Source organism: Actinomadura parmotrematis, from assembly GCF_019458805.1.
GTDB lineage: Bacteria > Actinomycetota > Actinomycetes > Streptosporangiales > Streptosporangiaceae > Spirillospora > Spirillospora parmotrematis.
The window spans coordinates 115,457-127,965 of the sequence record NZ_JAIBOA010000003.1; the positions used below are offsets into that span (position 1 = coordinate 115,457).

Genomic DNA, 12,509 nt, shown 5'->3' on the forward strand with positions numbered 1-12,509 from the left:
GGCGGCTGACCGCCGGCGCACCGCGCACTGACCGCCGCTGACCACGGCGCGGGACTACCCATCGGCGGGGCAAGGTGGGGACACTTGCGTCGTGATGGTGAAGACACTGCGCCCGAACGACTACAACGAGGCGCTGCACGTGGGGCACTTCTTCCGGAACAAGCGCGTTCCGGTCGTCATGGACCTCACGGCCCTCCCCGACCCGGTGGCCCGGCAGTTCGTCGACTTCGCCGCGGGCCTCGTCTTCGGTCGCGGCGGCGACCTGGACCGCCTCGCCCCGAAGCTGTTCCTGCTGGTCCCCGCCGGCATCGCCCGCCCCGCCGTCCCGATCGAGAACGCCGGGTAGGCGGGTCTGGAACGCAAGGGTCCGGGGTCAGGCGCCGGCCGCTTCGAGGAGGTCTTCCAGGTCGCCCGCCGCTTCGGCGGTGCACAGGCCGGTGAGCAGGAGGACCGCGGCGACGGCGGCGATGAGCGGGAGCCGGCGGCGCGGGGGCGCGGCCATCAGCGCGGCGACGCGGCGGGGCAGGGGGCCGCCGGCGGCGAGTTCGGCGCCGGCGATGCCGAGCGCGGTGACGGCGCGGCGGGGGCCGCCGGCTCTGAGGAGGGCGGCCTTGGCGACGGTGCGGGCGACCAAGCGGCGGTCGCCGCAGCCGCGGGCGGCGTGCTCATCGGCCCACCGTTCGATGGTGTAGGCGGTGGCCCGTTCCAGGGGGCGGAGGAGCGGGTTCAGGGACGCGGCCAGCCGGGTGGCGGCGGCGAACCAGTGGTGGCGGGCGTGCAGGTGGACGCGTTCGTGGGCGATGAGGACGCCCCGTTCGGGTCCGGTGAGCCCGGCGAGCATGCGGGTGGAGACGACGATGCGGCCGGGGGCGCCGGGGAGGGTGTAGGCGTCGGCGGGGCCGTCGAGGATGACGACGTCGCCGGTGCCGGGTAGGCGGCGCGCTTCGCGTGCCGCCGCCAGCAGCGCCCGGCCGCGATGCCAGAGCGCGCGGGCGGCGGTGAGGGCGGCGGCGGACAGGGCGAGGCCGGCGGCCAGGGAGACCAGCCGGGCGGTCGGGTCGGTGCCGGCCAGGGCGGTGCGTGAGAGCCTGCCGAGGCTCGCGACCAGCGGGATGCGGACGAGGCCCGCGATGGCCAGCAGGCCGAGCGCGGTCGTGCTGGCGGCGGCCAGGAGCAGCGCGGCGGCGGTGAGCAGCCAGGTCGCCGCGCGCGGATCGAGCCGGGCGGCCAGCCACCGGGCCGACAGCGCGGCGGCCACGGGCGGGAGCAACGGCAGGTAGACGGCCAGGTGCACGACGTCTCCTAGGCAGGTCCGTCATCGGCCAGCAGGCGGCGGAACAGCGCCTCGTCCTGGGGGGACAGCTCGTCCACGAAGCGCATGAGGACGGCGTCGCGGTCCTGCTCGCGCTCCAGGAGCTGCCGCATCCGGCGGGCGGCCGTCCCGGCGGCGTCCAGGACCGGGCTGTAGATGTAGGCCCGCCCGCGCCGCTCCCGGTTCAGGGTGCCCTTGGCGTGCAAGCGGGTCAGTGCGGTGACGACGGTGGAGTAGCCGGCCCGGCCGTCCAGCCGCGCGGCGGCCTCGCCGGGGGAGAGAGGCCCGTCCGCGGCCTGCAGCACGGCCAGCAGCTCGGCTTCCAGCGCGCCCCAGGGGCGCCGCGAACTCGTGCCCTCGCCCATGTCCCGCCGGATCTCCGCTCGCCATCACCATCTACTTGATGTAGAACTTCTACTTCATGTAGAAGTTCTACATCAAGTAGAAGCGACTGTAGTGCCGGTCGGACCTTCGGCGAAACGGGGAACCATGACGGCTGCGCTCGATCCCCTGGACGCGACGTCCCTGCTGTCCGGCCTGGGGACGTTCGGGGTGCTCGCGGTCCTGTTCGCCGAGACCGGGCTGCTGATCGGCTTCTTCCTGCCGGGCGACTCGCTGCTGTTCACCGCCGGGCTGCTGTGCACGCCGCCGGCCGGTCCGTCCCGCCTCTGTCCGGGCGGCCGCGCCCTCGGCGGCGCCCGGCCCGCCCCGCTCCCCGTCCGCCGCCACCGCCGCGCCCGCGGCCGCCACGAAAGCAGGACCGCATGACCGCGATCACCATCGGCCAGGCCGTGATCCTCGGCGTCGTCGAGGGGCTGACGGAGTTCCTGCCCGTCTCCTCCACCGGCCACCTGAAGATCGTCGAAGGGCTGCTGGGGATCCCCGTCGACGACGACGCCGTGGTCGGGTTCACCGCGGTCATCCAGGTCGGCGCGATCGCCGCCGTCCTGCTCTACTTCTTCGCCGACATCGTCCGCATCGCCGGGGCCTGGCTGCGCGGTGTCGCGAACGAGCGGCACCGGGACGCCCACGACTACAGGTTCGCCTGGTGGGTCGTCTACGCCACCGTCCCCGTCGTCCTGGCCGGCCTGGCCGCCAAGCCCCTCATCGACGGGCCGCTCGCCTCCCTGTGGGTCGTCGCCGGATCATTGATCGCCGGCAGCGGCTTCATGTGGGCCGCCGACCGGTACGGCCGCCACGGGCGCGGCGAGGCCGACGTCACCCGCACCGACGCCCTGCTGGTCGGCTCCGCGCAGATCCTCGCGCTGCTCTTCCCCGGCTTCTCCCGCTCCGGCGCCACCATGTCCACCGGCCTGCTGCGCGGCCTGGACCGCGTCGCCGCCACCCGCCTGTCCTTCTTCCTCGGCATCCCCGCCCTCACCGGCGCCGGCCTCTACGAACTCAAGGACGCCCTCGGCGCCGGCACGGCCACCGCCCCGCTCCTGGTCGGCACGGCCGTCTCGTTCGCCGTCGCCTACGCCTCCATCGCCTGGCTGCTGCGCTACGTCGCCCGCCGCACCTTCACCGCCTTCGTCCTCTACCGGCTGGCCGTCGCCGCCCTCCTCATCGGCCTGCTCGCCGCCGGGACCGTCTCCTCCTGACCGCACCGGCGCGGGCCCGGATGTCGGTGCCGCCTCCTACGCTGCCCCCGTGACGAACCCCGCCTTCCCGGACCTCATCGACCTCGCCGACGACCTGGGCGACAGCGTCGTCCTGCGGATCTCCCACGCCGAGGACGGCTGCCTGGTCGGCGAGATCGAGGTGCGCAGCCCGTTCGTCGGCGGCCGCCTGCTCGAAGTGATCCACCCCGACTGCCTGGACGACTGGGAGGTCGTGCTGGACGACCTGGCGCGCGGCGACAACACCGCCTGGCGCGAGGGCAGGGACCGCAACGAGATCTGGATCGAGGAGGACGAGGGCGGGCCCCTGCGCGTCACGGTCGTCGACGCGGCGGGCTCGCTGGCGAGCGCCGAACTCCTGATCGAGGTCGCCGACGACTGGCTCGACGACCACTACGACCGGCTGGACGCCGTCCGGGACGCTTGGAGCGGCCTCGTCGTCAGCGGGTGAGGACGGGCGTCCGGCGGCGAGGTCGTCGTGGGCGTCGCGGGCGACCCGCATCAGCTCGGGGCGGTCGGGGGACGCTGTCATGATCATGCGGGTGGCGCCGGTGAGGTCCATGCCGGGAGCGCGGGCGGCTAGCGGCGCCCGCCGAAGGTCCACCGGTGGACCTCGACGGCGGCGTAGGCGCCCGCGGTGAGGACGGCGCGCGCCGCGTCCGCGTCCGCCGCCCGCAGCAGCGCGGCCGTGCCGAGCCAGGCGGCGCCGTCGTCCGACAGCAGCGGCCCGTAGGCGACCAGGTCGTCCCAGTCGGCGGGCGGCTCCAGGTCGGCGCCGGGGCCCGCGCCGAGGCCGAGCACCAGGTAGTGCTCGCCGCCGCTCCGGCCGCCGGGGAACTCCCACATGGTGCGGCCCAGCAGGTTCCGCCACCGGCGCAGCAGGACGTCCTGGTACACGCCCGCCTGGTAGCCCGGCTCGTCGAAGGCGAACGCGCGGGCCGCCGCGGCGTCCGGCAGGTCGACGATGTGGACGCTCCCCGTCGCCGCCTCGCCGGCGAAGGTCGGGCCGCGGGCGATCAGCTCCTGCGCGAAACGGTCCATGTAGGACCAGTGCGCCTCCACCAGCTCGTCGCGCAGGGACGCCGCCCCGGGCCGGTCGCGGTGGTAGCAGAAGAACTCCATCCCCCCACCCTTCACCACCGCCGCCGCGCGGGCCACCCGGTTTCAGGCGGGCCGGCCGGCGGCGAACGGCCCATCGAGGGCGGCCCACTGCAGCAGCAGGATGGTCTTGCCGTCCGCGATGCGCCCGTCGCGGCACATGGCGAGGGCCTCGGCGAAGGGCAGTTCGAGCACCTCGATGTCCTCGCCGTCCTCCTCCAGGCCGCCGCCGTCGCCGGTGCGGTCGGCCGCGGTGTAGGGGGCGGCGTAGAAGAACAGGCGCTCGGTGACCGACCCGGGGCTCATGTAGGCGTCCAGGACCCGGGTGACCGGGCCGAGCGCGACGCCGAGCTCCTCGGCGCTCTCGCGCCGGATCGCGGCGGGCGGGTCGTCGCCGTCGAGCAGCCCGGCGGCGGCCTCGACGAGCATGCCGTCGGGGTGGTCGTTGACGTAGGCGGGGTAGCGGAACTGGCGGGTGAGCAGCACGAGCCCGCGCTCGGCGTCGTAGGGCAGGACGACCGCGCCGTCGCCGCGGTCGTAGGTCTCGCGCTGCTGGGTGATCCAGCGGCCGTCGCGGCGCCGGTAGTCGAAGGTGGTGCGGCGCAGCACGTGCCAGCCCCGCGAGGTCAGCTCGACGTCGCGGACGACGACGCCGGGGTTGCGGTCCAGGCCGCGCCCGGCGCGGTCGAGCCCGGTGCGGCCCCGGTGGTCGGGGACGTCGACGCCCGGCCGGCCGCTCACCCGGCCTCCTGCGGGACGCGGCGCGGGATCTCGGCGACGTCGCGGCAGACGGGCAGGCCGCGGCGCCGCGCGGCGGCGACGTCCTGGCCGGCGCCGGCGGACGCGCCGGGCGGCGCCGCCCACTCGCCGATCATCGGGACGTGGCCGGCGGCGAGGACCGGCCACGCCGCGGCCTCCAGGCGGGCGAGGTTCGCGGCCATGGCGGCCGGGTCGCCACCGGTGCCGGAGCGGTAAGGCCCGGCGATCGGGATCGGCATCGGCTCATCGATCATGTCCGCTACGATACATGCAGAAACGTGCAACAACGAGAAAGAGTGCGCATGCTGGCTGCTGAACGGCGCGACCACCTGCTCGGCCTGCTCGCCCGCGACGGCAAGATCGTCGCCAAGGAGGTGGCCGCCGGCCTCGGCATCTCCGAGGACAGCGTGCGCCGCGACCTGCGCGACCTCGCCGCCGAAGGGCTCTGCCACCGCGTCTACGGCGGGGCGCTCCCCGTCTCGCCCGCCGAGGCCGACTACGCCGCCCGCGCGTCCGTCGCCCCGGCCGGCAAGCGCAAGGTCGCCGCGGCGGCCGCCGCCCTCGTCCGGCCCGGCGGCACCCTGATCCTGGACGGCGGCACCACCGCCCTCGCCGTCGCCGGCCTGCTCCCCCCGGACCTGGCCTGCACCGTGATCACCCACAGCCCGACGATCGCCGTCGCGCTGCTCGGCCACCCGCGCGCCGAGGTCCTGATGCTCGGCGGCCGGATCTTCAAGCACTCGGCGGTCGCCTGCGGCGCCGCCGCCGTCGAGGCCGCCCAGAACGTCTCCGCCGACCTCTGCCTGCTCGGCGTCACCGGCGTCCATCCCGCCGCGGGCCTCACCACCGGCGACGCCGAGGAGGCCGCGATGAAGCGCGCCCTCGCCGCCCGCGCCGCCGACACCTACGTCCTCGCCTCGGCCGAGAAGATCGGCACCGCCTCGCCCTACCGCGTCCTCCCCTTCGACGCCGTCACCGCCGTCATCACCGACGCCGACCCCGCCCATCCCGTCCTGGAGGAACTCGCCACGAACGGCGTCCCCCTCCTCCCGGCCCCCTGACAGCCCGCGGGTACGGCCTGCTCAGGGCCGGGACGCGGCGGGGACCGCCCTTGCCGAACCCGCCCCCGACCGGCGCGGCCGCGGCCCGCGTCGCCGTGACGGCCGGCCCCCGCCCCTCGACGGCCGGAGGCCGGGCACCGACCCGTCGGCCCGGGGACGGCGCCCGGCCGGCGGTCAGCGGAGGTGCCGGGCGAAGAACCTGGCCGCGTCCTCCCCCGCGAACTGCGGGACACCGGTGTGCCCGCCCATGTTGGCCTGCAGCGTCTTCTCCTTCGAGCCGAAGGCGTCGAACAGGTCCAGGGCCGCCTGCCGGTCGTTGCCCTCGTCGTCCCACTGCAGCAGGACGTGCAGCGGGATGGTGACCCGCCGGGCCTCCTCCAGCACGGCGCGGGGCACGAAGCTCCCGGCGAAGAGGCCGGCGGCCACGATGCGCGGCTCGACCGCCGCGAGCCGGACCCCGATGGAGATCACGCCGCCCGAGTACCCGACCGGACCGCCGATCTCGGGCAGCTCCAGGAGGGCGTCCAGCGCGGCCCGCGCTTCCGGGACCGCCTGATCGACGAGCGGCAGGACGAGCGCGTCGATGATCTCGTCGCCGACCGGCTCGCCGGCCTCCACGGCCCGGCGCATGCCGGCGCGGGCCTGCTCGGCGGACGCCTCGCGCGGCCGGTCTCCGCTCCCGGGCAGCTCGATGGTGGCGGCGGCGAAGCCCCCCGCCGCGCAGCGCAGGGCCCGCCCCGCCAGCCGGGGGTACATCTGGCGCATTCCGAGCGGGGGCTGCCCGAGCAGGATCAGCGGGACCGGCGCGGACGCCGACGCGGACGCGGGCGTCCACAGGATGCCGGGGATCTCCCCGAGGGTGAATTCGCGTTCGAGGACGCCGTCGCCGAGGCGCCGCTCAGAGGTGAAGTGCATGGTCGTGCCTTTCGGGAGTGCTGCGAACGGCGCTCCCGGACGACCTACCGCCCGACCGTGACCCCGGAGGGGAGCACCCATGTCGATACTGCGTTCACGGGTACCACCTCCTCGTCCTCTCGCACGGCCACCCGCAACCTAGCAACGACCCCCACACCCCGCCAACAGGTTTTCCAGCGGCTGAAGGATTCGAACCTACAGGCCGGGAGCCACCGGCCCAGCGGTTCGAAACCGATCAGCCGCTGATCCGGCGTCTCCTGCAACGCGCCGCAGCGCTGCATCGCCTGTCCAGAAACCTGATGAATGATCCTCGGTGACAGGAGGTCATAGGTCGTGCCGGCTGTTCCCATGTCGTTTCCACGATGGCAACGTGCTCAGAAGAGTCGGCGCAGCGGCGATCACCTTCGCCAACACTGAAAGGACTAGGCGGCGCGCAGTTGGGGAGCGTCAGGGATCGTTGGCTCGTCCCGCGCAACGACCGTGAGCGGAGCGAGGTCCTCGATGTCGGCGGGCTCCTTGGCTCGGCGGCTCAGCTTCACCTTAAGGGCGCTCACCCGGCTCTTGATGTGGGGAACCGCTGCCGCACCAGCAGCGCGCACTGCGACGCCCGCGATGTGCTGGCGCATGCTGCCAGAGCTGCCGGTGAACGTCCGAGTGCTACGCGGGCGGGACCTGAGAGAGGGTCTCGCGGGTGTCTGGATCGTGACGGGATGGTCACGGACGCGAACGCGGAACGTGATCCGTCCGTCACATCTGCAATGCCGCACATTAATGGAGCCGACTTGATCACACGCATCCTGCCCGTTGCCGTCGCCGCGCTCACCCTCACTGCCTGTGGCGCCGACACCAAGACCACCGCCGCGGCGCCCTCCAGCGGCAGCCCCGCCACCGAAGCGGCGGCGCCCTCGCCCTCGGAGAGCGACGACCGGACAACGACCGTGGGCCAGTGGGCGCACGCCTCCGACGGTCTGGACTTCCGCGTCTCCCGTATCGAGCGCGGCACCATCTCCGACACCTCCGCCGGCGGACACCCAGGAGGCCCCGCCGTCGTGGTGTTCGTCCAGCTCCGCAACGGCACCGGCGCCCGCTTCGACATGGGCGACCTCACCGTCACCGTCCGCGCCGGAGACGACGGCACCGACAGCGAACGCGTCTACCAGGACGGATACGACTCCCTCGCCGACGGAAGCCTCTCGCCGGCCAGGACCGCGACGTTCAAGCAGATGTTCACGGTCCCGTCCAAGGCCGCGTTCAAGACGATCGCCGTCGAGGTCGCACCCGGAGCCGAGTACCCGACCGCGACGTTCGAAGGAACCGCCTACTAGCTTCCGGCCCGCTGCTCCGTTCGGCCGGAGTTCGCCACAACATTCGGGTGATGCTCGTCGCCGCGCCGAATCCACGCGAACGGTCAGTAAGCGCTGATGGCGTCGTGCGCCCTTTGCATGCTGATCGTTGAGGGGTCGGTGGCCGTGCAGGCGTCGTCCTCGAAGCAGGGGGCGAGTACTTCAGCGGATTGACGGTCGCGGCTGCCCGCGTCGAGTCCCTCTGCACGAGCGGCCATGTCTTCGGCTTGCTGCCGGTCCGTGGCGGTGGCGGGTTCGGACAGAGAGTCGACGAGGGCGTCGATGAAGGAGATCAGGGGTGTCGCAACGCCGAATGAGGCATGGGCGCACATCGCTCCCACCACTATTTTCAGGGCATAGCCGACCAGCGCCGCGCATGCTTCGTCGTCGCTGGTAGCGGCCATGACGTCCAGAGCCGCAGAACCCACGGTCAGCAGTTCCTGCTGTCCAAGGGGAAGCAGGCGCTTGGCCTCGTTGACGACAAGGTCTTTCACGGCTTCCCATGCCTTGGCCGCATTGTCCGCACCGGGCGCCGCAGGATCGTCTTGGATCTTGGAAGAAGGGATGGTGAAGCCGGCCAGGCCTTCGGACAGCAGCCGGGCCGAACCGACGTGCGACAGCTTGATAGCGATCAGGGAAAGGATGCCGCTCGGCTTGTCGCATTCGCGGCTGGCGACGATGAAGGGAAGGTCAGGGCCGCGATCGATGACGACGATGAACTGGCAGACGGCGCGAAGTTCGCTCACACGCAGCAGATCCGATGATCCGTCGGTTGAAGCCGACATGGGATCGTCGCCGCAGAAGCGGCACGGCGCGGTGAGAGGAACGGTCTCGTCACAGCGTCTGCAAAGCCGGGTCAAGCCCCCGCTGGGGCGGCTGCCATCCCGCGTATGTCCTGTGAGGGAACCCGCTCTTGACCTGGCGGGGAGGGGGGACATGGGATTCTGCCTGCTCCGAGACGTATCCGGGAATGGTTCCGCACCCACCCTCCCTGAGCCGCGGACCCTGACGGGTGCTCAGACCGGTCTCCAACGCAGCCAGACTACTGAATGCGGTCACGGCTCAAAGGGCGCTGCCCTGCTCCCAACCTCCAGGATCCGTGCTCCTGACCCTCGGGTGTTCCGCACATGTTCCGGATCATGGAGCCTGCGGCCCTCCAGGAACAGGGGCCGTAACGAACACCCCGACATGCCGGAGTGCTCGTTCGCGCGGACGGCGAGACAGACGGCATCGTGCGAACGAGTGCTTCGGGGCGCGGGGTCCAAGGGGCGACGTAGCCCCTGGTTCGCGCTCGCCCCGTCCAGTTCGGCGACGCACGCGTGACCGGCTCGGCCGACGGGAGCTGCAGGACGCGCGGCCAGGCGCGCGTCTCCTGGTGACCGGCGCCCACGCGGCCACTCCTTGATCCCGGCCACCGTCAGCGGCTCCGGTCATCCCGGGGCTTCTTCGACTTCCTAGGCTGACCTGCGGAGACGTCGGGTTTTCATCCCGCGTATATCCCGCGAGCAGGGGCCGAGCGGGCGCGCACGCCCCTAAAGGGGGTCTGAGCTGAGGTGATGCTGGTGGGCGGAGGCTGTGGGATTCGAACCCACGGGACCGGGGTCACCGGCCCAGCGGTTTTCAAGACCGCCGCACTCGTCCACTATGCGAAGCCTCCCGGCGAGCGGTCACCACGATAGCGGGTCGGGTGGGGCCGGTGGGTGACTGCTAGCGTCGGGGACATGGGGGAAATCGGGGGATCGACCCAGGTGACGTTCCCGGCGGGGGCCGTGGACGGGCGGTCGGTGGTCGTCGCGAGCGTGCCGCTGGACGGGGGGTTCGGGGTGGTCGTGGAGCGGACGCCGTTCCATCCGCTCGACCACGCCTGGCCCGACCAGCCCGCCGACACCGGGGTGCTGCGGGACGCCGGGTGGGAGATGCCGGTCGTGGACTGCCTCACCGGGGCCGTGCGGGACGGCGAGCTGCTGGTCGGCGCGGACGTGCCGGTGCGGCGGGGCGCGGACGGGTGGCACTGGGTCGTCGTCCACGTGGTGGAGCAGGAGGTCGCCGAGGGGACCGAGGTGCTGCTCCTGGTGGACGAGGAGCGGCGGGACGCCCTGTCGGCCGGGCACACCGGCTGCCACCTGATGGCGCTCGCGCTGAACGCGGCGCTCGCCGGGCACTGGCGCAAGGACGTCGAGGCGGACGGGCTCGGCCACCCCGACTTCGACAAGGCGGCGATCGTGTCGTCGCGGATCGTGCCCGATGGCAGCCGGGACGTGTACCGGATCGGCAAGTCGCTGCGCAAGAAGGGGTTCGTGGCGGACGACCTCGCGGGCGTCGAGGCGGACGTCAACGCGCGGCTGGCCGCGTGGGTGGCGGCGGACGCGCCGGTGCGGATCGAGGTGCCGTCGCCGGAGCTGGCGGCGCGGCGGGTGTGGTGGTGCGAGCTGCCCGAGGGGACCGCGGGGATCCCGTGCGGCGGCACGCACGTGCGGCGGCTCGGGGAGCTGGGCGGGGTGGCGGCGCGGCTGGAGCTGGACGGCGCGGAGCTGGCGGTGACGACTCAGACGCGCCAGATGCGCACGGTCCTGTCGTAGCCGCCGCTGATCAGCTCGCCCTGCCGGTAGGCGAGGGCGCCGACGGCGGCGGGCGTCGTCCAGGACGCGACGCGCTCGCGCGTCGCGGCGTTCCACAGCGTGATGGTCTTGCCCGAGCCGGTGGCGATGGTCGAGCCGTCCGGGCTGAAGGCGATCGCGAAGACGGTGCCGTCGGTGCTGAGCGTGCCGAGGCGCTTGCCGGTGTCGCAGTTCCACAGCGTGATCCGGCCGTTCATGGTGCCGACGGCGACGGTGGTGCCGGCCGGGTCGAAGGCCAGGGAGAAGGGGTAGGAGCCGGTGTCGCCGAGCGTGGTGTCGCGGCCGGAGGCGCGCAGCATGTGCACGGTGCCGGGGCCGACGACGCCGAGCCAGGAGCGCCGCGAGTAGGCCGTGATGAAGGAGGTCTGGCCGCCCGGTCTCAGCGTGCGGAGGCGTTTGCCGGAGGCGGCGTCCCAGAGCTGGACGTCCTCGGTGGTCCCGACGGCCATGGTGCGGCCGTCGCGGCTGTAGGACAGGGAGCTGATCCCGTCGCCCACCTTCAGCCGCGCCTTCGGCCGGCGCGTGGCGACGTCCCACCGGTAGACGACCGTGTCGTAGCCGCCGGCGGCGAGGGTGGAGCCGTCGGGGCTGAACGCGGTGGTCCAGATGTTGCTGACCGGCCCCCGCAGGACGGGGAGGGGCTGGTTGTCCTGGAGGTTCCAGAGGCGGACGCCCTTGTCCTCGCCGCCCGCCGCGAGCAGGTCGCCGCTGATCGCGAGCGTCGAGACCTGGCCGCCGGTGGGCAGCGTCGCGAGGAGCCGGGACGGGGTCGTCGCGGCGGTCGGGGCCGGTGCGGCGCGGTCGGGGTGGCGGGGCCAGAGGAATCCGGCGGCGGCGACGAGGGCGGCCAGGGCCGGCAGGGCGGCGGCGAGGCGGCGGGCGCGGCGGGCGCGGCGGCGCGCGGGCGGGACCGCGCCGAGGACGGGGACGCGGTCCTCGGCGACGTCGCGGAGCAGCGTCGACAGCTGGTCGGGGGTGAGGCGGTCCGCGGGGTCCATCCGCAGCAGGCCGCGGATGATCGGGGCGAGGGGGCCGGCCCGGCGCGTCTTCTCCGGCGACCCGTTCAGGATCGCGTGGAAGACCGCGTTGGCGTTGGCGCCCGGGTACGGGCGCTTGCCCTCGACGGCGTAGAACAGCGTCGCGCCAAGGGACCACAGGTCGGACGCGGGGACGGCCGCCTCGCCGCGCGCGCGCTCGGGCGCGGTGTAGGCGGGGGCGCCCATGACGAACCCGGAGCTGGTCAGGGACGCCTCGCCGTCGATGGTGGCGATGCCGAAGTCCGACAGCACGACCCGCTTCGGCCCGATCAGCACGTTGCTCGGCTTGACGTCGCGGTGGACGACGCCGGCGGCGTGCGCGGCGCGCAGCGCCTCCAGCACCGACAGGCCGATCTCGGCGACGCGGCGCGGTGGCAGCGGGCCGTCGCGGCGCACGACGGCGTTCAGCGCCTCGCCGTCGATCAGCTCCATGATCAGGAAGAGCGAGTCCTCGTGCTCGACGACGTCGTAGACGGTGACCGCGGACGGGTGCGCGATGCGCGCGGCGGACCGGGCCTCGCGCAGGCTGCGGCGGCGGCGCTCGGCGAGCTGCCCGGCGTCGAGGTAGGTCGGCAGGAACAGCTCCTTGACCGCGACGGAGCGGTGCAGCCGCTCGTCCTCGGCGCGCCACACGATGCCGAAGCCGCCCCGGCCGATCTCGCTCGTCAACCGGTACTGACCGGCGATCACCCGGTCCTGGCCGTCCGCCATAAACCCACGCTATCGGTCGATAGGGCGTAAAAATAG

15 protein-coding genes and 1 tRNA gene are annotated in these 12,509 nt (G+C 73.5%); 7 read left to right on the forward strand and 9 right to left on the reverse strand.

The features are described 5' to 3' along the window. The first annotated feature begins 94 nt into the window (after positions 1 to 94). On the forward strand, positions 95 to 346 hold the full coding sequence (locus K1Y72_RS05590) for a cell division protein SepF (RefSeq protein WP_258572032.1): 252 nt from the start codon (positions 95 to 97) through the stop codon (positions 344 to 346). A gap of 27 nt (positions 347 to 373) precedes the next feature. Here the strand turns inward: K1Y72_RS05590 and K1Y72_RS05595 are convergent, their stop codons facing one another. Further along, the gene (locus tag K1Y72_RS05595) at positions 374 to 1,294 is read right to left on the reverse strand and encodes a M56 family metallopeptidase (protein ID WP_220163887.1); all 921 of its coding nucleotides are present in this window, start codon (positions 1,292 to 1,294) and stop codon (positions 374 to 376) included. 8 nt (positions 1,295 to 1,302) lie between these two features. Further along, a complete protein-coding gene (locus K1Y72_RS05600) occupies positions 1,303 to 1,677 on the reverse strand; it encodes a BlaI/MecI/CopY family transcriptional regulator (RefSeq protein ID WP_220163889.1) in 375 nt (124 codons plus the stop codon). A 124-nt stretch (positions 1,678 to 1,801) separates the two neighbouring features. Here K1Y72_RS05600 and K1Y72_RS35960 point away from each other — a divergent pair, with 124 nt between their 5' ends. Genes K1Y72_RS35960 through K1Y72_RS05615 form a run of 3 tightly spaced genes read left to right on the forward strand, consistent with a single transcriptional unit; the run spans position 1,802 to position 3,382 of the window. Continuing rightward, positions 1,802 to 2,080, forward strand: a complete 279-nt coding sequence (locus K1Y72_RS35960) for a hypothetical protein (RefSeq protein ID WP_258571987.1) — start codon at positions 1,802 to 1,804, stop codon at positions 2,078 to 2,080. Then, the gene (locus K1Y72_RS05610; protein ID WP_220163891.1) at positions 2,077 to 2,913 is read left to right on the forward strand and encodes an undecaprenyl-diphosphate phosphatase; all 837 of its coding nucleotides are present in this window, start codon (positions 2,077 to 2,079) and stop codon (positions 2,911 to 2,913) included. The genes K1Y72_RS35960 and K1Y72_RS05610 overlap by 4 nt, the downstream gene beginning before the upstream one ends. Positions 2,914 to 2,962: 49 nt before the next feature. Continuing rightward, complete coding sequence (locus tag K1Y72_RS05615; protein WP_220163893.1) at positions 2,963 to 3,382, forward strand: DUF5959 family protein; 420 nt, start codon at positions 2,963 to 2,965, stop codon at positions 3,380 to 3,382. A 128-nt stretch (positions 3,383 to 3,510) separates the two neighbouring features. Here the strand turns inward: K1Y72_RS05615 and K1Y72_RS05620 are convergent, their stop codons facing one another. The 3 genes from K1Y72_RS05620 to K1Y72_RS05630 are packed head-to-tail and all read right to left on the reverse strand — an operon-like array spanning position 3,511 to position 5,042. Then, entirely contained in the window at positions 3,511 to 4,053 is a 543-nt protein-coding gene (locus tag K1Y72_RS05620) for a YciI family protein (RefSeq protein WP_220163895.1), read from the reverse strand. A 42-nt stretch (positions 4,054 to 4,095) separates the two neighbouring features. Next, positions 4,096 to 4,770, reverse strand: a complete 675-nt coding sequence (locus K1Y72_RS05625) for an NUDIX domain-containing protein (RefSeq protein ID WP_220163897.1) — start codon at positions 4,768 to 4,770, stop codon at positions 4,096 to 4,098. Next, a complete protein-coding gene (locus K1Y72_RS05630) occupies positions 4,767 to 5,042 on the reverse strand; it encodes a hypothetical protein (protein ID WP_220163899.1) in 276 nt (91 codons plus the stop codon). The genes K1Y72_RS05625 and K1Y72_RS05630 overlap by 4 nt, the downstream gene beginning before the upstream one ends. Positions 5,043 to 5,090: 48 nt before the next feature. Between K1Y72_RS05630 and K1Y72_RS05635 the strand changes: the two genes are divergently transcribed. Further along, a complete protein-coding gene (locus K1Y72_RS05635; protein WP_220163901.1) occupies positions 5,091 to 5,849 on the forward strand; it encodes a DeoR/GlpR family DNA-binding transcription regulator in 759 nt (252 codons plus the stop codon). Positions 5,850 to 6,023: 174 nt separating this feature from the next. Here the strand turns inward: K1Y72_RS05635 and K1Y72_RS05640 are convergent, their stop codons facing one another. Then, positions 6,024 to 6,764, reverse strand: coding sequence for a dienelactone hydrolase family protein (locus K1Y72_RS05640; protein WP_220163903.1), 741 nt, complete (start codon positions 6,762 to 6,764; stop codon positions 6,024 to 6,026). A gap of 782 nt (positions 6,765 to 7,546) precedes the next feature. On the opposite strand from K1Y72_RS05640, the gene K1Y72_RS05645 reads away from it, so the two are divergent. Then, positions 7,547 to 8,089: a hypothetical protein gene (locus K1Y72_RS05645; RefSeq protein WP_220163905.1), complete on the forward strand. Its 543-nt coding sequence runs from the start codon at positions 7,547 to 7,549 to the stop codon at positions 8,087 to 8,089. A gap of 83 nt (positions 8,090 to 8,172) precedes the next feature. Here the strand turns inward: K1Y72_RS05645 and K1Y72_RS05650 are convergent, their stop codons facing one another. Together K1Y72_RS05650 and K1Y72_RS05655 are read right to left on the reverse strand one after the other, a co-directional pair. After that, the gene (locus K1Y72_RS05650) at positions 8,173 to 8,853 is read right to left on the reverse strand and encodes a hypothetical protein (protein ID WP_220163908.1); all 681 of its coding nucleotides are present in this window, start codon (positions 8,851 to 8,853) and stop codon (positions 8,173 to 8,175) included. An 821-nt stretch (positions 8,854 to 9,674) separates the two neighbouring features. Then, a tRNA-Ser gene (locus K1Y72_RS05655) sits at positions 9,675 to 9,764 on the reverse strand. Positions 9,765 to 9,828: 64 nt separating this feature from the next. Between K1Y72_RS05655 and K1Y72_RS05660 the strand changes: the two genes are divergently transcribed. After that, positions 9,829 to 10,686: an alanyl-tRNA editing protein gene (locus K1Y72_RS05660; protein ID WP_220163910.1), complete on the forward strand. Its 858-nt coding sequence runs from the start codon at positions 9,829 to 9,831 to the stop codon at positions 10,684 to 10,686. Here the strand turns inward: K1Y72_RS05660 and K1Y72_RS05665 are convergent. Further along, a complete protein-coding gene (locus K1Y72_RS05665) occupies positions 10,653 to 12,473 on the reverse strand; it encodes a WD40 repeat domain-containing serine/threonine protein kinase (protein WP_220163912.1) in 1,821 nt (606 codons plus the stop codon). The genes K1Y72_RS05660 and K1Y72_RS05665 overlap by 34 nt on opposite strands. Positions 12,474 to 12,509 lie beyond the last annotated feature (36 nt).